The organism is Nocardia sp. NPDC127606, from assembly GCF_042671725.1.
GTDB lineage: Bacteria > Actinomycetota > Actinomycetes > Mycobacteriales > Mycobacteriaceae > Nocardia.
The window spans coordinates 275,523-295,873 of sequence record NZ_JBHXWQ010000005.1 but is presented as its reverse complement, the minus strand read 5'-3'; the positions used below and the strand labels follow the sequence as shown (position 1 = coordinate 295,873).

21 protein-coding genes are annotated in these 20,351 nt (G+C 68.5%); 4 read left to right on the top strand and 17 right to left on the bottom strand.

Annotation, left to right across the window (positions count from 1 at the left end):
- Nucleotides 1-42 precede the first annotated feature (42 nt).
- The 5 genes from ACFVJ5_RS23710 to ACFVJ5_RS23690 all read right to left on the bottom strand — a co-directional run bounded on the left by ACFVJ5_RS23710 (nt 43) and on the right by ACFVJ5_RS23690 (nt 5,542).
- Nucleotides 43-1,617 carry a uroporphyrinogen-III synthase gene (locus tag ACFVJ5_RS23710; RefSeq protein WP_379223142.1) on the bottom strand — a complete coding sequence of 525 codons (1,575 nt, stop codon included), beginning with the start codon at nt 1,615-1,617 and terminating at the stop codon, nt 43-45.
- Nucleotides 1,614-2,645, bottom strand: coding sequence for a hydroxymethylbilane synthase (gene hemC / locus ACFVJ5_RS23705; protein WP_056814475.1), 1,032 nt, complete (start codon nt 2,643-2,645; stop codon nt 1,614-1,616). The genes ACFVJ5_RS23710 and hemC overlap by 4 nt, the downstream gene beginning before the upstream one ends.
- Nucleotides 2,642-4,114, bottom strand: coding sequence for a glutamyl-tRNA reductase (locus tag ACFVJ5_RS23700; protein ID WP_379223140.1), 1,473 nt, complete (start codon nt 4,112-4,114; stop codon nt 2,642-2,644). Before ACFVJ5_RS23700 ends, hemC begins: the two co-directional genes overlap by 4 nt.
- Nucleotides 4,115-4,190: 76 nt before the next feature.
- Nucleotides 4,191-5,054: a redox-sensing transcriptional repressor Rex gene (locus ACFVJ5_RS23695; RefSeq protein WP_378634153.1), complete on the bottom strand. Its 864-nt coding sequence runs from the start codon at nt 5,052-5,054 to the stop codon at nt 4,191-4,193.
- A 206-nt stretch (nt 5,055-5,260) separates the two neighbouring features.
- Nucleotides 5,261-5,542, bottom strand: a complete 282-nt coding sequence (locus ACFVJ5_RS23690) for a glutaredoxin family protein (protein WP_379223138.1) — start codon at nt 5,540-5,542, stop codon at nt 5,261-5,263.
- An 88-nt stretch (nt 5,543-5,630) separates the two neighbouring features.
- On the opposite strand from ACFVJ5_RS23690, the gene ACFVJ5_RS23685 reads away from it, so the two are divergent.
- Nucleotides 5,631-6,656, top strand: a complete 1,026-nt coding sequence (locus tag ACFVJ5_RS23685; RefSeq protein WP_379223136.1) for an HAD family hydrolase — start codon at nt 5,631-5,633, stop codon at nt 6,654-6,656.
- On the opposite strand, the gene ACFVJ5_RS23680 is transcribed toward ACFVJ5_RS23685, so the two are convergent.
- The 9 genes from ACFVJ5_RS23680 to ACFVJ5_RS23640 form a co-directional block, all read right to left on the bottom strand.
- Nucleotides 6,653-7,669, bottom strand: coding sequence for a lysophospholipid acyltransferase family protein (locus ACFVJ5_RS23680; RefSeq protein ID WP_379223135.1), 1,017 nt, complete (start codon nt 7,667-7,669; stop codon nt 6,653-6,655). The genes ACFVJ5_RS23685 and ACFVJ5_RS23680 overlap by 4 nt on opposite strands.
- Nucleotides 7,666-8,700 (bottom strand): NAD-dependent epimerase/dehydratase family protein, encoded by a 1,035-nt coding sequence (locus tag ACFVJ5_RS23675; RefSeq protein ID WP_378991038.1) that lies wholly within the window; start codon nt 8,698-8,700, stop codon nt 7,666-7,668. The genes ACFVJ5_RS23680 and ACFVJ5_RS23675 overlap by 4 nt, the downstream gene beginning before the upstream one ends.
- A 234-nt stretch (nt 8,701-8,934) precedes the next feature.
- A complete protein-coding gene (locus ACFVJ5_RS23670; protein ID WP_003402602.1) occupies nt 8,935-9,036 on the bottom strand; it encodes a 30S ribosomal protein bS22 in 102 nt (33 codons plus the stop codon).
- Between the two features lie 188 nt (nt 9,037-9,224).
- A complete protein-coding gene (locus ACFVJ5_RS23665; protein WP_378902047.1) occupies nt 9,225-9,506 on the bottom strand; it encodes a helix-turn-helix domain-containing protein in 282 nt (93 codons plus the stop codon).
- Nucleotides 9,507-9,650: 144 nt separating this feature from the next.
- Entirely contained in the window at nt 9,651-10,469 is an 819-nt protein-coding gene (gene proC / locus ACFVJ5_RS23660) for a pyrroline-5-carboxylate reductase (protein WP_379223133.1), read from the bottom strand.
- Between the two features lie 28 nt (nt 10,470-10,497).
- Nucleotides 10,498-11,364, bottom strand: coding sequence for a thioesterase family protein (locus ACFVJ5_RS23655; protein WP_379223131.1), 867 nt, complete (start codon nt 11,362-11,364; stop codon nt 10,498-10,500).
- Nucleotides 11,365-11,702: 338 nt separating this feature from the next.
- Complete coding sequence (locus tag ACFVJ5_RS23650) at nt 11,703-12,587, bottom strand: sugar phosphate isomerase/epimerase family protein (protein ID WP_379223129.1); 885 nt, start codon at nt 12,585-12,587, stop codon at nt 11,703-11,705.
- Between the two features lie 16 nt (nt 12,588-12,603).
- Nucleotides 12,604-14,676: a hypothetical protein gene (locus tag ACFVJ5_RS23645; protein ID WP_379223127.1), complete on the bottom strand. Its 2,073-nt coding sequence runs from the start codon at nt 14,674-14,676 to the stop codon at nt 12,604-12,606.
- A gap of 26 nt (nt 14,677-14,702) precedes the next feature.
- On the bottom strand, nt 14,703-15,689 hold the full coding sequence (locus ACFVJ5_RS23640; protein ID WP_379223125.1) for a hypothetical protein: 987 nt from the start codon (nt 15,687-15,689) through the stop codon (nt 14,703-14,705).
- Between the two features lie 65 nt (nt 15,690-15,754).
- Between ACFVJ5_RS23640 and ACFVJ5_RS23635 the strand changes: the two genes are divergently transcribed.
- Together ACFVJ5_RS23635 and ACFVJ5_RS23630 are read left to right on the top strand one after the other, a co-directional pair.
- A complete protein-coding gene (locus ACFVJ5_RS23635) occupies nt 15,755-16,633 on the top strand; it encodes a hypothetical protein (RefSeq protein WP_379223123.1) in 879 nt (292 codons plus the stop codon).
- A 70-nt stretch (nt 16,634-16,703) separates the two neighbouring features.
- On the top strand, nt 16,704-17,033 hold the full coding sequence (locus ACFVJ5_RS23630; RefSeq protein ID WP_379223121.1) for a hypothetical protein: 330 nt from the start codon (nt 16,704-16,706) through the stop codon (nt 17,031-17,033).
- Nucleotides 17,034-17,091: 58 nt separating this feature from the next.
- Here the strand turns inward: ACFVJ5_RS23630 and ACFVJ5_RS23625 are convergent, their stop codons facing one another.
- The 3 genes from ACFVJ5_RS23625 to ACFVJ5_RS23615 form a co-directional block, all read right to left on the bottom strand.
- A complete protein-coding gene (locus ACFVJ5_RS23625; protein ID WP_056814516.1) occupies nt 17,092-17,781 on the bottom strand; it encodes a response regulator transcription factor in 690 nt (229 codons plus the stop codon).
- Complete coding sequence (locus tag ACFVJ5_RS23620) at nt 17,778-19,016, bottom strand: cell wall metabolism sensor histidine kinase WalK (protein ID WP_056816211.1); 1,239 nt, start codon at nt 19,014-19,016, stop codon at nt 17,778-17,780. The genes ACFVJ5_RS23625 and ACFVJ5_RS23620 overlap by 4 nt, the downstream gene beginning before the upstream one ends.
- A 130-nt stretch (nt 19,017-19,146) precedes the next feature.
- The gene (locus tag ACFVJ5_RS23615) at nt 19,147-19,527 is read right to left on the bottom strand and encodes a winged helix-turn-helix transcriptional regulator (protein ID WP_379223119.1); all 381 of its coding nucleotides are present in this window, start codon (nt 19,525-19,527) and stop codon (nt 19,147-19,149) included.
- A 110-nt stretch (nt 19,528-19,637) separates the two neighbouring features.
- Between ACFVJ5_RS23615 and ACFVJ5_RS23610 the strand changes: the two genes are divergently transcribed.
- On the top strand, nt 19,638-20,348 hold the full coding sequence (locus ACFVJ5_RS23610; protein WP_379223117.1) for an NADPH-dependent F420 reductase: 711 nt from the start codon (nt 19,638-19,640) through the stop codon (nt 20,346-20,348).
- Nucleotides 20,349-20,351: the final 3 nt, after the last annotated feature.

The following is a 20,351-nucleotide window of genomic DNA, read 5'->3' as shown; positions in this document are numbered from 1 at the left end:
AAGCCCGCCGTTGCGGGCGGGCTTTCGGGGTATCTGCTGAGATCAGCGGCTGCTGCTGCGGCGACTCTTCTTACGCGGCGGGGGCAGCAAGCCCTCGGCGCGCAGGCGCGACGCGTGCTCGGCCAGTGCCTCCACCAGTGGACCGACCTGAGCCGACTCGGGCTGCACGTCCACGCGCAGACCGAACTCGATCGCGGTCTCGGCGGTCTTCGGGCCGATGCAGGCCACGATGGTGCGCGCGTGCGGCTTGCCCGCGATGCCGACCAGGTTGCGCACCGTGGAGGACGAGGTGAACAGGACCGCGTCGAATCCGCCGGTCTTGATCATCTCGCGGGTCTCCGCCGGCGGCGGCGAGGCGCGCACCGTGCGGTAGGCAGTGACGTCGTCGATCTCCCAGCCGCGCTCACGCAGGCCCTCGGCCAGGGTCTCGGTGGCGATGTCGGCGCGAGGCAACAGCACCCGGTTCACCGGATCGAACACGTCGTCGTAGGGCGGGAAGTCGGCGAGCAGGCCCTCGGAGGACTGTTCGCCGCTGGGCACCAGTTCGGGGTTGATTCCGAAGGAGCGCACCTTCTCCGCGGTGGCCTCGCCGACGCAGGCGATCTTCACACCGGAGAACGCGCGAGCGTCCAGACCGAACTCGGCGAACTTCTCCCACACCGCGCGCACCGCGTTGGTGGAGGTGAACACCACCCACTGGTAGCGCCCGTCGACCAGACCCTTCACGGCCCGTTCCATCTGGGCGGGGCTGCGCGGCGGCTCCACCGCGATGGTCGGCACCTCGATCGGAATCGCGCCGTGGGTGACGAGCCGCTCGCTCATCTCCCCCGCCTGATCCTTGGTGCGCGGGACCAGCACGGTCCAGCCGTAGAGGGCACGCGATTCCCACCACGACATCTTGGCGCGCTTGTCGACTTCCTTGCCGACCGTCACGACCAGCGGGCCGACGAGCTCGGACGCGGCGTTGTTCAGCGAAGCCAGCGTGGCCTCGATGGTGCGCTGCTGACGCGTGGTGCCACGCACGGTCACCGCGACCGGAGTCTGCGGTGCCAGACCGTGTTCCACCAGCGCGCTGGCGGTCTCGGCCAGGTGACCGGAAGTGGCGTGCAGCACCAGCGGGCCGGGGGCGGCGGCCAGCGCCGACCAGTCGACCTCGCCGCGCACATCGGCCTCGGTGTGCCCGGAGCCCAGCGCGATGCCCGCGTAGCTGGGCACGGCCGAACCGTTGGGCAGGCCCGGCAGCACCTCGAACACCATGTGCGAACGAGTGACGGCGTTGACCTCGTTGATCACCGAATCGGTGGTCAGCGGGTCGCCGGTGACGATGCGGACCACGTCGTGACCGTTGCGCGCCTCGGCGATCAGCGTCTTGGCCACCTCGGCGGGTTCGCCGAGGGCGGGCCGCACGTCGACCGGGCTCTCGCCGTCCTCGCCCACCTCGACCGCGCTACCGATCAGGGCGAGCACGCCCTTGTCGACATCGGGGTCGGTGAACGCCAGCATCGCCCGCTCGAGCACCTCACGGGCACGCACGGTCAGCAGGGCCGGGTCGCCGGGGCCGGATCCGACGAAAAGGATCCGCCCTGGTTGCTTCTTGGTAGCTCGGCTGCTGCTCATCGGTTGTTCTCCATCGGGCTGGAATTAGTGAAGTCGGTGGGCGCCGGTTCGTCTGTGACGCTCAGCAATGCGCGAGCACCCAGGTCCAGCAGTTCGCGCGCCAGCGTGCGACCGAGTTCGGCCGCGTCTTTCGGCGCGCCGACGATCGAGGCGCGTAGGACGTCGGAGCCGTCGATCGCGGCGGCACAGGCGCGCAGCGAGAGTTCGTCGAAGATCCGGCCGTCCTCGTCGATCGACTCGACGATCTCGGCGAGCGCTCCGATCGGTGCGGTGCAGCCTGCCTCGAGCTCACCGAGCAGCGAACGCTCGGCGAGCACCGCGGCTCTGGTCGCGGCATCGTCCAGACCGGCGAGTACCTCGATCAATTGCGGGTCGTCACTGCGGCATTCGACCGCGAGGGCGCCCTGTGAGGGGGCGGGCAGCATCTGCACCGGTTCGAGCGATTCGGTGATCTCGTCGGTGCGCCCGATCCGGCACAGGCCGGCGCGGGCGATAACGATCGCGTCGAGTTCGCCCTCGCTCACCTTGCGCAGGCGGGAGTCGATATTGCCGCGCAGCGGAAGGATGTCGAGGCCGAGGCCGAGTGCGCGCAGCTGTGCGGCGCGACGCGGGGCCGAGGTCCCGACCCGAGCACCGGCGGGCAGTTCGCCCAGGACCATGCCGTCACGAGCCACCAGCGCGTCGCGCGGGTCCTCGCGCGGCGGGATCGCGGCGATGGTGAAGCGCGGGTCCTGCGCGGTGGGGAGGTCCTTATAGGAATGCACCGCGATGTCGATGCCGCCCGCGGCGAGCTCGTCGCGCAGCGCGGAGGTGAACACTCCGACACCGATCTTCTGCACCGGATCCGAGGACAGATCGCCCGGCGTCTTGATGACCACCAGTTCGGCGGGCTGCCCCGCCGCGATCAGCGCATCTCGGATGGTGCCCGCCTGTGTCAGCGCGAGCAGGCTGCCGCGCGTGCCGATCCGCCACGGCGCACTGGCGCTGCCTGCGGTCACGGTGTCCTCTTCCTGCACTGTCGTGGTCATGCGGTTTCCTCCTGCGCATGCCCGAGCGGCGCTGCGTGGTTTCGCATGCTGCCTGTGTCGGGTCTTGACTCGGTCAGGCGTGACGGCCCATCGCCGAGGTGGCCTGCGGTGAAGTCGTCGGCCAGCGCGGACTCGCCCGCGGAGACCTCCATCGGAGCGGCAACCGCTTGTACCGCACCGGGTTTCAGTTCGAACAGCTCACGCAACGCTTCGGCGTAGCTGTCGCCGCCCGGCGTGGATGCCAGCTGCTTCACCCGCACGGTCGGCGCGTGCAGCAACTTGTCGACGACGCGGCGCACCGTGCGCGCCACCTCGTCGCGGGCCGGGTCGGCCAGGTCGGGCAGCCGCGAATCGAGGCGGAGCAGTTCGGCCTCCACCACATCGGCGGCACGCTGACGCAGTGCGGCCACCGTGGGAGTGACCTCTGCCATGCGTTGCCCGGCAAGGTATTTGGCGAGTTCGTCGGCGACGATGACGCGCGCGGCGGCGGTGTCGTCGGCCGCGGCGCCCGCGGCCGGATCGCGCTGCAGCGATTCGATGTCGATGACGGCGACACCGGGCAGACCTGCCACGGCGTGCTCCACATCGCGGGGCAGGCCCAGATCGCAGAAGACCAGGGGACGCTCGGCGGCGTCGGTGCGCGCCCGGCCCGCGAGCGCGCGATGGGTATCGGCCAGAGTCACCACGGACCCGACCGCGCCCGTACAGGTGATCACGACATCGGTGCCCGCCATGGCCTCGGTGAGCCGCGACATCTCGACCGCCTCGGCGTCGACACCGTGCATGGTGCGTCCGGTTTCGGCGAGACGCTGTGCGCGTTCGAGGGTCCGGTTGACGACGATGATGCGCCCGATCCCGGCCCGCGACAGATGCGCCACCGCCAGCCCGCCCATCGCGCCCGCGCCGACCACCACCGCGGTCCGCCCGGCGAGATCGCCGACGACACCGCGCGCCCGATCCAGCGCCACCGACACCACCGAGGCACCGGCCCGGTCGATCCCGGTCTCCGAGTGCACCCGCTTGCCGACCCGCAACCCGTGCTGGGCGAGCTCGTGCAACGTGCGCCCGACTGCCTGCTGACCATCGGCGCTGGCGTAGGCGCTGCGAATCTGGCTGAGCACCTGCTGCTCGCCGACGACCATCGAGTCCAGGCCGCTGGCGACCGCGAACAGATGCTCGGCCGCGGCCTCGCTGTAGCGCACGTAGGCGTGCTTGGTGAGATCGCCCAGCGGCAGTCCGGAGTGCTTGGTGAGCAGCTCGCTCACCTCGCCGAGTCCGCCGTGGAAGGCGTCGACGACCGCGTAGACCTCGACCCGGTTACAGGTGGAGACGATCATCGCCTCCGACACATGACTCGAGGAGAGCAGCCGATCCACCAGCTTCGGCCGATCGGACTCACTGATGGCGACCTTCTCCAGCACCGAGACCGGGGCGCTCCGGTGCGAAATCCCTACCAGCAGAACACTCATGACCGCACCTCGCCGACGCTGTGCCGCGTCATGCGCGTTCGCACGCTGTGTCGCTGATTCGCTCGCTGACGCTCGCTCATGGCGTAATCACCGATCCCTTGGTGCTTGGCTCCGTTGCCGAGTGGGGCGTGGCCGAGTGCGGCGCGGTACGACGCGTCGGCCTGCCGCGGGCCGGTTCGACCGGTGCGGCGTGGGTGAGGTGGTTCGGCGGCGGTACCCGGCGCGCGACACGGCCGGAGCCGACCTCGGCGATCTCGGGCAGCGCGGGCGCGTCGTTGCGCGCGGCATCGAAGGACAGCATCTGCAGTTCCATCGCCAGGTCGACGCGGCGGACCTGAACATGGGCGGGCGCGCGCAGTTCCAGGGGCGCGAAACTCAGAATCGACGGCAGTCCGGCGTCGACGAGCCGGTCACACACGTCCTGGGCGGCTTCGTCGGGCACGGCCACCACCGCGATCGTCGGCGTCAGCGCCGGAATCTGCGCGGTCAGCTGCTCGACATCGCGCACGACGAGACCGGCGTACGACTGGCCGATCACCGACGGGTCGTTGTCGAAGATCCCGACCACGGTGAAGCCTCGTACCCCGAATCCGCCGTAACCGACCAGCGCGCGGCCCAGATTGCCCGCGCCGATCAGCACTACCCGATGTCCCTGCGACAGTCCGAGCACATCTTCGATCCTGGTGCGCAACTTGGCTACGTCATAGCCGACACCCCGCACACCGTTGGGTCCGAGGAAGGAAAGATCCTTGCGCAGCTTCGCCGAATTGACACCCGCCGCGACAGCGAGTTCCTCACTCGATACGATGACTACACCCTCGTCGGCCAACCCGGCGAGAACCCGGAGATAGGTAGCAAGACGAGTCACCGTGGCCTGCGGAATGTCCCGCACAAGAGCCTTGCCGGAGACGCCACTCGGCGTCTCGTGCTGCTCTGTCACGTCGTCGGCTCCTCGTTCCGGGCCTGATCGCGGTCCGGTTCCTCTGTTTCGTTCACCGGTGTGGGTCGCTGCAGTTACGAGAGCGCGACCGGTGCCATAGGGGCGGTACAAACCCGGCCACCGCCGCCGCGTGGAGCGGCGGTGCGGATTGCGTGTCACCACCGTAACCGCTTGTGCAGGCGTTCACAAAGTCGGTGAATTCGGCCTCATTTTCCGTCGCGACCAGCGATCCGGCTCAGGTCCGCCCGCAAACGGGCCTCATCGACGTCGAAATAGCTGTGTTCACGGCCGTTCAACAGGACCACCGGCAGGCGATCACCGTATTCGGCACGCAGTTCGGGCTCGCTGACCGCGGCTTCGTCGACGTCTACAGTGGCGACCGGGAGACCGAAATCACCACAGATCGTCCGCAATTGCTCCAGTGCCGTGCTGCACATGCCGCAGCCGGCTCGAGTCAACAGGGTCACCGTCGGTGTGGGATTAGTCATGAGCTCTATTTAATCCCCGAGCCCGCAGCGGGTTGTCGGTGCAGCCGGTTACTGTGGACATGGTTCGCGCGACTAGCGGAGGGTACTGGTGCCGGAACGTTCGAAGGTGACTAGGGCCGGATTCGTCGCAGGGCGATTCGGGGAGTTCCCTGCGCGGTGGCAGCCCAGCCGCCTCGGTCAGGAACTGCAAGAACAGTTCGCACGGCTGCCACGCAGCCCGTTCGGACCGAGCGAAGAAGAGCTGCGCGCCAACCTGGCCGGTGAGGCCAGCGCCGACGCCGCGCTCGAGCTGCACGATGCCGAGCTCGCCGAACAGGACCCCGACGCGGGCCCCGAGGTCCCTCGCGACCTCACCGCCGCGGCGTTCTTCGACGTCGACAACACCCTCGTGCAGGGTGCCTCGATCGTCCACTTCGCCCGGGGGTTGGCCGCGCGCAAGTACTTCAAGACCTCCGACCTGGTCGACGTCGCCTGGAAGCAGGTGAAGTTCCGGGTCACCGGCAAGGAGAATTCCTCCGATATGCTCTCGGGCCGGGAGAAGGCGCTCAGCTTCATCGCGGGCCGCCCCACCGCCGAACTCGCGGCACTGGGCGAGGAGATCTACGACGAGATCATCGCCGACAAGATCTGGCCCGGCACCCGGGCACTCGCCCAGATGCACCTCGACGCCGGGCAGCAGGTCTGGCTGGTCACGGCCACCCCGGTCGAGCTGGCCAACGTGATCGCCAAGCGCCTCGGCCTGACCGGCGCCCTCGGCACGGTCGCCGAGAGTGTCGACGGCAAGTTCACCGGCCGCCTGGTCGGTGACATCCTGCACGGCCTCGGCAAGGCGCACGCGGTGCGCACTCTCGCCATCCGCGAAGGACTCAACCTCAAGCGCTGCACCGCCTACTCCGACAGCCACAACGACGTCCCCATGCTGTCGCTGGTCGGCACCGCTGTCGCCATCAACCCCGACTCCGATCTGCGCGAGGTCGCGAAGAACCGCGGCTGGGAAATCCGCGACTTCCGCACCGGCCGCAAGGCAGCCAAGATCGGCGTCCCCACCGCACTGGCGTTGGGAGCGGCAGGCGGTGCGGTGGCAGCCGTGGTGGCCCGCCACCGCGACAATTAGCCGAGCACTACGTTCCGGCGCTTGGCCAGCAGCTTGTAGAGGGTCTGCTGGATGGTCTCGCGGACCTGGTCGGTGACCTCGAACATCGTCATCGGGTCATCGGCCTCTTCCGGCTCGAACGCCGTGGTCGCGATCGGCTCACCGAATTCGATGTACCACTTCGACGGCATCGGCACCGCGCCCAGCAGCCCCAGATGCGGGAACAGCGGCGTCACCGGGAAGTACGGCAGCCCGAGCAGCCGTGCCAGCGGCTTGATATCGGCCAGTTTCGGGTAGATCTCCTCGGAGCCGACGATCGAGACCGGAATGATCGGCACCCCGGCCCGCACCGCCGCCGACACGAAACCGCCGCGCCCGAACCGCTGCAACTTGTACCGGTCGGCGTAGTTCTTGCCGACGCCCTTGAACCCTTCCGGGAACACGCCGGCGATGTGCCCGGCGCGCAGCAGCCGCTCGGCATCCGGATGGCAGGCCATGGTGTGCCCGGCCTTGCGTGCCAGCGCGCCGAGCAGCGGCATCTCGAAGATGAGGTCGGCGGCCAGCAGCCGCAGCGCCCGCTGATGCGGATGCTTGTCGTGCACGGCCAGCTGCAGCATCAGCCCGTCGATCGGCACGGTGCCCGCGTGATTGGCGACCAGCAGCGCACCACCCACGGCGGGGATGTTCTCGATCCCCGCGACCTCGACCCGGAACCAGTAGTCCGACAGCGGCCGGAGCGCGGGCAGGATCACCGATTCGAGCAGGTGCCGGTCGTAGCCGAACTCGTCGACCTGGTAGTCCCCGGTGAGCCTGCGGCGCGCGAACTCCGCGGTCCGTTCGATCTGCTCGCCGACGGCATCGCGCACGATCTCGGTCAGCGATTTCGGCGGGCGGGCGGGCATTCCCGGTCGACGCTCGCTGAGGGAGGTGACCGGCATCGCCTGCATCGGCTGGTCCGGCCATCGCCGGGCCTGCGGTCGCTGTCGGGTCTCGACATTCACGTCGAGACGAATGACTTTCGCTCCCTCGTTCATGTACGCGCTCCTGTACCGGCCCCGATGAGGCCGAGCAGTTTGTGTTCCGCGGCGTCGATCCAAGCCGGATCGAAGACGGGCCGCAACGCTGCGCCCGCGATGAAGTCATCGAACGCCTGGACCGTGGTCCAGCGTGGGGTGAAGCCGAGTTCGGTTCGCATACGGGTGGTGTCGAGCCCGCAGCCGAAGTAGAAGTAGTCGGGTTGTTCGCCACTGAATCCGCGCATGATCGGGCCCATCAGCGAGCGACCGACGGTGCGGAAGACGAAAAAGGGGACCGGCGCGACGATACGCCCGGCACGGCGGATCGCCTGCGACATGGCCAGCGCGCCGTCACCGGCGATATTGACCGTGCCACCGTGTGCACGCTGCGCCGCGTGCACCAGCACCGCGACCGCGTCTTCCTCGTGCAGCAATTGCAGTCGGGCTTCGCGACCGAGAACGGTCGGGGTGATCGGCGAACGCAGATATTGCACGCCTCGATCGGCCAGGCGCGGGCCGACGATCGGCGCGAAACGCAGAATCGACGCGGAAATATCGGGCCTGCGCCGCGCCATTCCACGCACCAGCGCCTCGATATCGATCATGTCGCGCGCGAACCAGCCCGCCGGCGGAGTGCGCGCGCCCATTTCCTCGGTGAATTTCGCCGGATCCTTGGCGCTGCAGCCGTAGACCGCCGACGACGATCGCACGACCACGCGGCGCACCGTCGGCGCTTTTTGACAGACGGCGAGCAATTGCATCGCGCCGAGGACATTGAGATCCTTCATCACCGCGCGACCGCCACCGGCGGGCGGACGGGTGAGCACGGCCGCGTGCACGACGGTATCGACGTCGTTGCCCTCGACGACTTTGCGAATCAGCGGATTCCGGATATCAGCACGCACGAACTCGGCACTACCCATTTTTCGCCGAAGCTCACGGCTGGGAGTGACCGTATCCACCGCGATGACACGTTCGACGCCGGGTTCGGCAGCCAGACGTGCCGCGACATTGCCACCGAAGAAGCGGCTGGCACCCGTGACCAGCACAACTCTCGGCGCGTGTCGTTCCCGTGTATCGGAACTCGAACCTGACCCCACTCAAAGCCCCCTGCTCATCGTGTTTCGCGTACCAGAGTAGCCGCATTCGCGCCACTCGCCGTCACGATCTACAAGCTTTTAACACCGCCGACCCGTCCTCGACCAGTGAGCTTCACAAACCCGGGTATTTCACAGCGCGAGCCCGCCACCTCGAAGGTGACGGGCTCGTCGCGGTACGCAGGCTTACTTGCCGAGTTTGCGCCGCTGAACACGCGTGCGGCGAAGCAGCTTGCGGTGCTTCTTCTTCGACATACGCTTGCGGCGCTTCTTGATCACAGAACCCATAGGGTTTCCTCGCGTTCTCTCTACTCGGCATACACACGCGGTGTTCACGTGCGTCGTTTGGCGTCCGCGCCGCCGGGGCAACCGGACACCACGAACGGTGCCACCGGCAGGCGGACACGAACCAGTTGTCCATGCTACCGGGGCACCCGAGCAGCCACGAAACCGCCCTTGTACCTGGCCGAACTACGTCATCCGGCGTCGAAGTACGACGTCTCCAGGTAGTCGTGCACCGCCTTCGCGTGCACTCGGAACGAGCGTCCGACACGCACCGCGGGCAGTTCACCCGAGTGCACGAGCCGGTACACCGTCATTTTCGACACCCGCATGAGATCGGCGACTTCGGCGACGGTGAGAAACTGCGTGCCACCGCCGATCACCGTTTGCGGGGTGGCGCCGACCCGCGGCCCGGGCGAACCCGAACCACCGCCCGACGCCGAGGGATTACTTGACATTCTGTTCGCAGACATCATGGCACCATTGACCTCCGGCACGCCCGCGCCGCCGGCTTCCCCACCAGCGGAACAGACACGCACGTGCTTCTACGAGCTTAGCGGGACCAGTGGGATTACTGCGACGGGTGTGAGAAATCGGTTTTCAAACCGGGTACCCGTTTGTCACTCGTTCGTTGCGCCCTGTTCGGCGGACCGCTGCTTGGCCGCGTGTAGCGCTTCGGTGAAAGTCGAGCGCAGCGCACCACGTTCGAGTTCGCGCAGCGCCGCGGCGGTGGTACCACCGGGCGAGGTGACCGCGGTCCGGAGCTCGGCCGCGCTCTGCCCGGTTTCGTCCAGCAGCGCCGCCGCACCGATCATGGTCTGCACGACCAGTTCGCTGGCCACCTCGCGGGTGAGGCCGAGGCCGACCCCCGCATCGATCATCGCCTCGACGACAAGGAAGAAATACGCCGGTCCCGAACCGGATACCGCGGTGACCGCGTCCATCTGCGCCTCGGGCACCGTCACCACCTTGCCGACGGCTTCGAGCATCTCGCCGACCTGCTCGAGCTGCTCCGGCTTGGCGTAGCGACCGGGCGATTGCACACTCATACCCTGTCCGACCAGCATCGGCGTGTTCGGCATCACCCGCACGACCGGGAAACCGGCGGGTAGTTTCGACTCCAGCCGGGCGGTGGAGACACCGGCGGCCAGCGAGACGAGCACCTGATCGCGACCGTTGTCCAGGTCGGCCTTGGACAGATCGGTGAGCACCGAGTCGACCACGCCGGGCTTCACCGCGATCACCACGATGTCGGCGCCCTCGACGGCGTCGGCCACCGAACCGCTCACCCGCACCTTGAACCGCTCGGCCAGCTGCGCGGCGCGCGCGGCGACCGGCTCGACAACGACCAGATCCTTGGTCGCCCGGCCGGATTCCAGCAATCCGGCCACCAGCGCCTCACCGATCCGACCGCCACCGACCACCGCAATTCTCGTCATGAGAACAAGGTTAGTTGGCCCGGCGGTTTCAGCGCGCCGCCGGGATCAGGGCCAGCTGGCGACTCTGGGCGACGACGGCACCGGTCGAGTCGATGACCAGGTGGTCCTCGTCGAACATCCGCTCACCGACCTCACGGGCGGTCGCGATGACGCGCAGCCAGCCGGGCGCGGGGATGCGGCGCAGATACGTGGTCATCTGCACGGTCGGCGACCACCCGAAGTGGCCGAGGTTCATCGGCACCGGCGGGCTGATGTCGGCGGCCATCATCGCGAAGGCGGCGCGCGCCCGCGGATCGGCTTCGTCGCCGTCGAACGGGCGGATCCACAGCCGCAGCCGGGGCGGGCCGGTCTCGCCGCGCAGGAATTCGCCCCAGGTCGGATCGATCACCATGTGGGCGCCCTGGCTGACGTGCACGATCTTGCCCATGGGCGAATCGGCGGAGTAGCGGAACGCCTCGTCGACCGGCTCGGCGGGCATGTCGGTATCGGGGCCGCTCCAGCGCGTCTCGGCGGCGTCGAGGTGGCCGAAGGTGAACGCGGTCCGGACGAGGGTGCGGCCGTTCTGGACCAGGTCCACGTCGGCCAGGCAGATCTGGCGGCCTTTCTTACGGATGTGCACCGCGTATTCGACCTCACCGGGGTCGGGGGCGCCGAGGAAGTCGGTGCTGGCCGCGATGGGCGCCATCTGGGCGAGCGATTCGTCGGCCTCGGTGAGCCAGCGGGTCGCCGCGGCGGCGGTGGCCGCGACCATGGTGCCGCCGTGGACTTTGGGGCCGATGGTCCAGGTGGGCGCGATGACGCCGACGTAACGGCCGGTCTCGGCATCGGTGGTGGTGAGCTCGGTCAGGTCGAGGACCTGGCTGAACGGCGCGTCGGTCGCGAGTTCTCGCGTCATCGTCACTCCTGGTCGAGGGGCACAGCAATTCGTACAGCGTACAAGCATGGTGGGGTTCGGAGTATTCCGCGCCGGGCCGGGGGGCGGGATGCGAGCAGGTGGTGTCGCATCACGGTTACCGAGTCCGGATAGCTGAGGGCTGTGTTTTTGGAGCGCTGGCGCGCTCGAGCGGGGCCCCGGGTGCCCCGATCTTCCCTCCCTGCGGGTACTCCTTCGTCGCACCCTCCGGTCAGTCCAGATCGGGGCGGGCCCCTTTGGGTAGGGACATCCAGGGGTTACCCGGCCGTGGAGGCGGCCGTCGGTGGTCACGGATCCGGCTGACTCCACCACGCGTTCCGTTACGGCAGGTCGGCGTGGCGAGGTTGAGGGTCAGGGGTTGCGCCGGTGAGGTGACGGCGTGCGAATTCGAGCGTGCGCGCCAGCTGCGTGGAGCGCTCGGCGGTGGTTCGCGCGTTCTGGGTGTTGATCTCGGCGACCGCGTGGCCACGAAAACCGGTGTGTATCAGGTGTTCACACAGTTGCGCGCAGGGCTGGGTGCCGTCGCCGGGCACCAAGTGCTCGTCGTGCGCGGCGCCGCGACCGTCGGCCAGGTGCAGGTGGACCAGGCCCTCGCCCATCCGGCGCGCCAGCTCGAGCGCGTCGGCGCCCGCGGTCGCGGTGTGCGAGAGGTCGAGGGTGTAGTGGTCGAAGCCGGTGTCGGTCGGGTCGTAGGAGGGGCTGAACGCGCTCACCGCGCGGCCGGGGCCCGCGCGCCGTTCCAGCCTGCGCACCGCGCCGTCGCGGAACAGGGTGTCGGCCCGCATCGGGAACATGTTCTCCACCGCCACCTTGACCGGGTGATGCGCCTCCAGCTCACCGACCTGTTCGGCGAAACCTCTCGCGTAGCGGCGCTGCCAGCGAAACGGCGGGTGCACCACCACGGTGTCGGCGCCCAGCGCCTCCGCGGTCCGCACGCTGCGTTCCAGCTTGGCCACCGGGTCGGCGCCCCAGACCCGTTGGGAGATGAGCAGACACGGCGCGTGCACGGCCAGCACCGGGACGCCGTAGCGCTTCGCGTAGGACTGCACGGTCGCGATGTCCTGGCTGGCCGGTTCGGCCCAGACCATCAATTCGACACCGTCGTAACCCAATTCGGCGGCATAACGGAACGCCGCCTGCGTGTTCTCCGGATATACCGAGGCCGTCGACAGCCCGATCGCGATGTCCGCCCGTGCGTTCCCCACAGCCCACTCCCTGTATTCAGCTGGTACTGAGGAGAAAGGCTAGCGGTCCCAGCGTCACGAAGACGCCTACGACGACGGCGATCACCGTGCTGAAGATGTCGTCGGTGCGGCGCAGGACGCGAACCAGCGCCACCAGACCGAGGATCACCACCATCGCCAGGGCCAGCGCCACCCATGGCAGCGTTTCCCACATCGTCTCGAAACCCTTGAACAGCAACATTCCGGCGACCGCCGCGCCCGCGCTCTGTGCGCCCAGGATCATCCACTGGCGGCGGTTGGCGTTGTCGCCGTCGCCGCGCGCCATGCTCGATACGCGTGCGGCGCGGCTCGCGACCGACCCGCCCGCTCGATTGCCCGACAGCCTGCTCGCGGCCCGCGACTCGGCGACGCTGCCGGTCTTCGGCTTGGCCCGGCTCGCCACCTTCGCCCGCGCCCGGTCCGCCAGCGTCACGGCGGCCGCCTTGGTCGCGGCGCGCCTGCTCGCCCTGGTCGGCTTGGGTTCGTAGTCGTCGTCGTAGTCGTCGTCATCGTCGAACGCCGCGTCGTCGTACTCGGATTCGGCGTAGTCGGCGTCGGAGTAGTCGTTGTCGACGTAATCGCGGTCGACGTAATCGGACTCGGCGTAGTCGTCGGTGTCCTCGCCATCGAGCTGGTCGGCGCCGACTCGGTAGACGACCTCGGTGTGCGCGTCGGCGTCGGCACCGCGATCGGCGCGCTGCCGCAGCAGGTCCCCGGCCACCGACTGCCCGGACACCAGCGGCTGCTCCTGGCTGACCGGCGACCACGCGGCCGTCGGGAAACCACCGCTCTCCGGCGCGGGCGCGTTCTTGTCCGGACGATGCCTGCGCGCCGACCACGACGGCAGCCCGCCGGACTTCGGCTCGCCCCGGCGGCGATCCAGCGACGGGCGCTGATCCGCGCCACGGGCCGGCGGGGCGTCGACGCCCGGCGCGAGGTTGTAGGCCTGCGTGGCATCGGCGCCCGGCGGCGGATATCCGTTGAAAGCTTGCGCCGCGTCGACACGACCCGGCGCGGGCTGCCCGTTCAGGCCGGGGACGCCGTTACGCCCCGCCCCGTTGAAACCTCGCGCCGGCTCGGCGCCCGGCCGCCCGTTGACAGGCTGACCGTCGAAAGACTCGCCCGGCCGCCCGTTGAAGCCCGACGCGGGCCTGCCGTCGAAAGACTCCCCCGGTCGGCCGTTGAAGCCTGACGCGGGCCGACTGTCGAAAGACCCGGTGCCCCGATGCTCGTCGAAGCCCGATCCGGCCTGATTGTCGAAACCGGGCCCGATATCGGGGAGCGCGTCCAGTCCACGCGACTGCCCCGGCCGACCCATGAATGCCTGTGGCGCGTCGATGCCCGCCTCGTACAGCGACGCGTCGAACGACGGGCGGCCCGGCGCCGGGCTCGCCTCGACGGCCTCTTCCGCGGCTTCGGCGGCTCGCCTGCGCGCCGCCCGGCCACCGGTGACAGGCGGCGGCTTCGGCGGCTCGGCGTACGGGGCGACCTCGGGCTCATCCGGTCGATGCCGTCTGCCCCCGCCGACCGCGGGCAGCGCACCGGAGCCGAACATCTCGGCGATACCGGGGTCGACCGGCTGCGTGGGACCGCCGGGAACACCGAGGCGACCCGGCCCGCGTCCTCCCCCACGGGAACCGGCATCGCGCGCTTCGGCACGGAACGGCCCGAACGGATCGGACGACGGTCGCTGTTCGGCAAGTCCGAGTGGATCGCGCGGATCGGGCGCGGAGTACCCCGCATCGGGGTCGAATCGGGCGATCGGGCCCGACATCGGCGAGAAGGCCGGTTCAGCCGGACCGGGCGGCGGGTAGGGCGCGGGCTGGTAGCTCGCGGGCGGTTCGTAAGTCGGCGCGGGCTCGGGCGCGTAGGTCGGCGCCGGGACATAAGCGGGCGGGGGTTCCGGCGCGGGCGGCGGGGGCGCGGCGTGTGAGTTCGGCTTGACCGCCGCGTTCTCCCCGGTCAGATCGTTGACCGAGAGTCCGCGCCCACTGCGCCGTCGTCGTCCACCACCACCGGAGGCAGCGGGCGCGGCCCCCTGCGCGGCGTTGCGCGCCAGCAGCTCAGCCACCGATAGCTGTTTAGAATCCTCGCTACTCATGCCGACTCCACTTCCGCGACCGGCGTGACCGGCGGCACCGCGGCCGGTCCACCTCCGTTGGGCTCGGAGTCCAGTTTGCGCAAGATGAGGCCTTCGCGCAGCGCCCAGGGGCAGATTTCGATGCTGTCGAGCGATAACGCCCGCATACTCGCCTCCGCGACCAATGCGCCGGCCACCAATTGCTGGGACCGATCCGAACTCACGCCTTCCAGTTCCGCGCGGTCCGACGCGGTCATCCGGGAGATGAACGCGATCAACTGGCGCAGACCGGAGCTGGTCAGTGTACGTCGCACCCGTGGACCGGCCGCCGAGGGTGCCGCGCCGGTCAGCCGGGCCAGCGAACGGAATGTCTTCGAGGTGCCCACGGCCAGGTCGGGCCTGCCCGCGTCGATCATCGTCTTGGACGGGACGACCAGTTCGGCGTCGAGCCAGTCACGCAGGACCGCGATCTTGCGCTTGCCCGGCGGGTCGTCGCGCAGCCACTCCCTGGTGAGCCTGCCCGCCCCGAGTTGCAGCGACAGCGCCACATCGGGTTCCTCGTCGCCGCCGTTGGACAGCTCCAGCGAGCCGCCGCCGATGTCGAGATTGATGATCCGGCCCGCGCTCCAGCCGAACCAGCGGCGCACCGCGAGGAACGTCAGCCTGGCCTCGTCGTCGCCGGAGAGTACTTGCAGATCGACTCCGGTCATCGCTCGAACGCGCTGGAGCACTTCTTCGGAATTGGTCGCCTCGCGCAGGGCCGAGGTGGCGAACGGCATCAGCTCGACGCACTTGGAATTGCGTGCCAGATCAGCGAATTCGAGGATGGTCGCGATCAGCCGCGCCTCGCCCTCCTCGGTGATCCGGCCCACCGAATCCATGCTCTCGGACAGGCGCAACGCCGACTTCGTCGAGCTCATCGGCATCGGGTGGCCACCACGATGGGCGTCCACCACGAGCAGGTGGACGGTATTGCTTCCGACATCGAGAACACCAAGCCGCACACGAATACGGTACTTGGTGATCCGGTACAACAGGCCAGGCGACTGAACTGTTAGCGTCACGAGTTGTGACCGAAGGCGCATCTGGCACCGCGGAGACCGGGCTCCGACCTGGGCGAAAGATCGATCCGACCCCGGAGGTCGAGCTCGATTTCCCACGGGAGTGGATCGAGTTCACCGATCCAGCAAACGACGAGCACCAGATCGTCGCCGATCTGACGTGGCTGCTGTCGCGCTGGACGTGCGTGTTCGGCACCCCTGCCTGCCAGGGGATCATCGCCGAACGCCCCGACGACGGCTGCTGCTCGCACGGCGCTTTCCTCGCCGACAAGGACGACCGCAAGCGCCTCAACGGTGCTGTGAAGATGCTCACACCCGATGACTGGCAGCTGATGGGCGAGGCCACCGAGAACGGCAAGGTCGTCAAGAAGGGTTACCTCGAACTCGACGAACTCGAGGACGAACCGGCCCTGCGCACCCGTCGCTTCGACGGCGCCTGCATCTTCCTCAATCGTCCCGGATTCGCGGCGGGCCCCGGCTGCGCGCTGCACATCATGGCCGTGCGCAAGGGCATCGAACCCCTGGAAGTGAAGCCGGACGTGTGCTGGCAGCTGCCGATCCGGCGCACCCAGGACTGGGTGGAACGCCCGGATGGCGAGCAGATCCTGCGCACGGTGGTCACCGAATACGACCGGCGCGGCTGGGGACCCGGCGGCCTGGATCTGGATTGGTACTGCACCGGCTCTCCCGACGCCCACGTCGGCGCGAAGCCGGTCTGGCAGTCCTACGGCCCGGAACTGCGTGAGCTGCTCGGTGCGCCCGCCTACGACGAACTCGCCAAGCACTGCCGCCGGCGCGAGGGCCTCGGCCTGGTCGCGGTGCATCCGGCGACGGTCGAAGCCGAGCGGATGAACCCCGAACCTCACAGATCGAATCACGCGGAGTGAAAGCCTCGTAACCATTCGGTTCATCTGTAGGTCGTGCATCCGTCACCGAACTCGGGTTGGATAGCTGTTCATGTCCAAGAAAGCGATCTACGCAGCGACCCTCGCGATCGGCGCGACCCTCTCCATGACCGGCCTGGCCAATGCCGAACCGAACGGTGATCCGGCCGCGTACGCGGACTTCACGGCCGACTTCGTGAACTACAACGACCCGGCAGCGATCGACGCCGCCAAGAACGGCAAGTACATCATCATCAGCACGAAGGGGACCTCCTCCCCCATCGGCTGCCGCGGCAACGGCGCCGACGTGCCGATCTACGACTGCAAGCAGTTCGACGGCGTGGAAGTGGTCTCCCTGAAGAAGATCGAAACCCCCCTCGGCACCGCGTGGAGCGTGCTCTGACCGAACGACAAGGATCCCGCCGGTGCGCCGGCGGGATCCTTTCGTTTTCGGGGTGGTGTCAAGCTTCGAGTTTGTAGCCGAGGCCTCGTACTGTCACCAGGTGTTCCGGCTTGGCCGGGTCTGCCTCGATCTTCGAGCGCAGGCGCTTGACGTGCACGTCGAGGGTCTTGGTGTCGCCCACATAGTCGGCGCCCCAGACCCGGTCGATCAGCTGCCCGCGGGTGAGCACGCGGCCGGAGTTGCGCAGCAGGTATTCGAGCAGGTCGAACTCCTTGAGCGGCAACGTGACCTGACCACCGTTGACGTGCACGGTGTGGCGGTCCACGTCCATCCGCACAGGTCCGGCCTCGAGCACGCCGTTCTCGCTGCCGGAGTCGAGCTCGTCACCGGCGCCGCGGCGCAGCACGGCCCGGATCCGGGCGATCAGCTCGCGCGCCGAGTACGGCTTGGTGACGTAGTCGTCGGCGCCCAGTTCCAGCCCGACGACCTTGTCGATCTCGCTGTCGCGGGCGGTCACCATGATCACCGGCACGCCGCTGCGCGTGCGCAACTGCTTGCATACGTCGGTGCCGCTCATGCCGGGCAGCATCAGGTCCAGCAGCACGATATCGGCGCCGGAGCGGTCGAATTCGGCCAGCGCGGACGGGCCGTCGCCGACGACGGTGACGTCGAAGCCTTCCTTGCGAAGCAGGAACGCCAGCGGCTCGGCCAGCGAATCCTCGTCTTCGACGATCAACACACTCGTCATCTGCGTGCCTCCACACCGTTCGTTCGTCCCGCGAGAGTGCGCGGGACGGTGGTTTCTCTCGTGGTGGACTCCGGCGTCTGTTCCGCGTCCTCGTCCCCATCGGTTTCCAGATGGGCGGGGATGCGCAGCGTGAACGTCGAGCCGGTGCCCAGTTTGCTCCACAGGGTGATTTCGCCGTTGTGGTTGGCCGCCACGTGTTTCACGATGGCCAAGCCGAGCCCGGTGCCGCCGGTCGATCGGGAGCGGGCCTTGTCGGAGCGGAAGAACCGCTCGAACACCCGTTCCTGGTCTTCCTTGGCGATCCCGATGCCACGATCGGTGACCGCCATCGCGACATGATCGCCGCGCAGCGACCGGCTCACCGACACATGCGAACCCTGTGGTGAATACGCGATCGCATTCTCCACCAGATTCGACAGTGCGGTCACCAGCAACGTTTCGTCGCCGAGCACTTCCAGCCCGCTGGGCCGGTCGGTGCTGACGGTGATGCCCGCGGCCTCGGCGGCGGTGCGCGAGCGGTCGACCGCCTGCTGCACCACCGTGTCGACGTCGACCACGGCCAGATCGGGCAGTTTCTCGGCGCCCTGCAATCGCGACAGCGCGATCAGCTCGGTCACCATCTTGCCCAGGCGCCGCGATTCCCCGAGTACACGGGAGCCGAAGTGACGGACGGCCTCGGGATCGTCGGCCGATTCCAGCATGGCCTCGGCCAGCAGGCTCATCGCGCCGACGGGGGTCTTGAGTTCGTGGCTGACGTTGGCGACGAAATCGCGCCGCGTGGCCTCCATGCGGGCCTGCTCGGAATCGTCGTCGGCGAACAGCACGACGAAGCTGGTTTCCTCGCGGGAGAGTTTGCGGGCCACACCACGCACGGCGATCCGGCCGCGGCCGGGTAGCGGGTTCTTGGCGGTGAGGTCGTATTCGGCGGATTCACCGGTCGCGAGGACCTTCTCCACGGCGGCCCAGGCGCGTTCGTCGAGCAACCGATTGCGGACCAGCCCGAGTTCCTCGGCGCGCGGATTCACCAGCACCACATCGCGGTATTCGTCGACAACGGCGATGCCGGACTCGGACGCGAGCACGATCAGGTCGAGCACCTGCGACATCGTCAGCCCGGTGTCTTCCTGGGTACGGGCGGCCTGCCTGGCGTTGACGAACGGGATCAGCAGACCACCGACTGCCAGTCCGACGACAGCCGCGAGGACTGCCAACAGCACGGCCTGCGGAACACTCACAAGATTGATCGTACGAGTGCGGACCGACATAACGTCGGCGGGTCGACGAAGTTTCGCGCAGGTCACAGGCACTTGGCATGGCGTTCTTTTGCCGTTCACCCGGCAGGCACCTGGACCTTCGCCGGGCGTGTCAGTCGGGCGGTTCGCCGTACATCGCGGTGGTCACCGCGGGCCCGTGCCGGTCGACCCATGCGCCGAGCGCATAAATCGGAACGAGCAGATCGCGGCCGGCTTCGGTGAGTTCGTAGTCGACTCGTGGGGGCGCTTCGGCATACCGCCGCCTGCGTACGAGTGTCATCTTCTCCATGCGCCGCAACGTCTGGGTGAGCATCTTCTGGCTGATCCCACCGGCGCCCGCGAGAAGTTCGCTGTGACGTTGCGGACCATCGCGCAGCAGGTACACCACCACCGGCAGCCACGAATTCGCGAACAGATCCACCGCCATTCGCGCGGGACAGTCGGCCTCGTAGGCACCGTAGGGCGGGTACTGCACCGGTTCGGCGGTGGTCATGAGAACCAGCCTGCCACCGACGATAGGCACCCGCGGGTGCCTATCGAACTTTCTAGCGTCGGTGTGGTCGATGCCATCGGGCTCGGCACCTGCCAATCACAGGAGTTCTCATGCGAATCGGAATCATCGGCGCGGGCGCGATGGCAGCCGCGTTGGGCGGCGGCTGGGCCGCGGCGGGTCACGAGGTGCGGATCGGCGCCCGCTCGGTCGACGCGGCACGGGCGCTCGCGGCCGAGATCAATGCGATCAGTGGACCGGACGCCGACCGGGCGAGCGGATCTCCGGTCGACGTGCGACCGGCGACGATCAGCGCGGTGATCGCCTTCGCCGAGGTGGTGCTGTTCGCGGTGCCCGTGAGCGCACTCACCGAACTGCTCACCACGCACGGCGCCGAGCTGGCCGGAAAGATCGTCATCGACTGCACCAACGCGTTCCTGCCGGACGAATCGGCCCCCGACGGCACCACCGCCTTCGTCCTGAGCGAGGACGCGGTAGCCGAGCGCATCGCCACCGCCGCGCCGAAAGCCCACGTGGTCAAGGCCTTCAACCTGCTCGCCGCCGAGGTGTGGGCGGGCACCGACCGCGTCTTCGACGGTGTGCGCCTGGCCGTCCCGATCTGTGGCGACGACGCGGCGGCGGTACGGACAGTGGCCCTGCTCGCCGAAGACCTTGCCCTGCAACCGTTTACCGCGGGCGGCTTGCACCGCGCCAGATACCTCGAGGCGACCTCGGTCTTCACCGTCGGCCTCTGGTTCGGCGGCCTCGATGCCCGCGCGATGCTGCCGCCGCTGTCGGCGGCATTCGCCGTCACCGACGCCTGACAC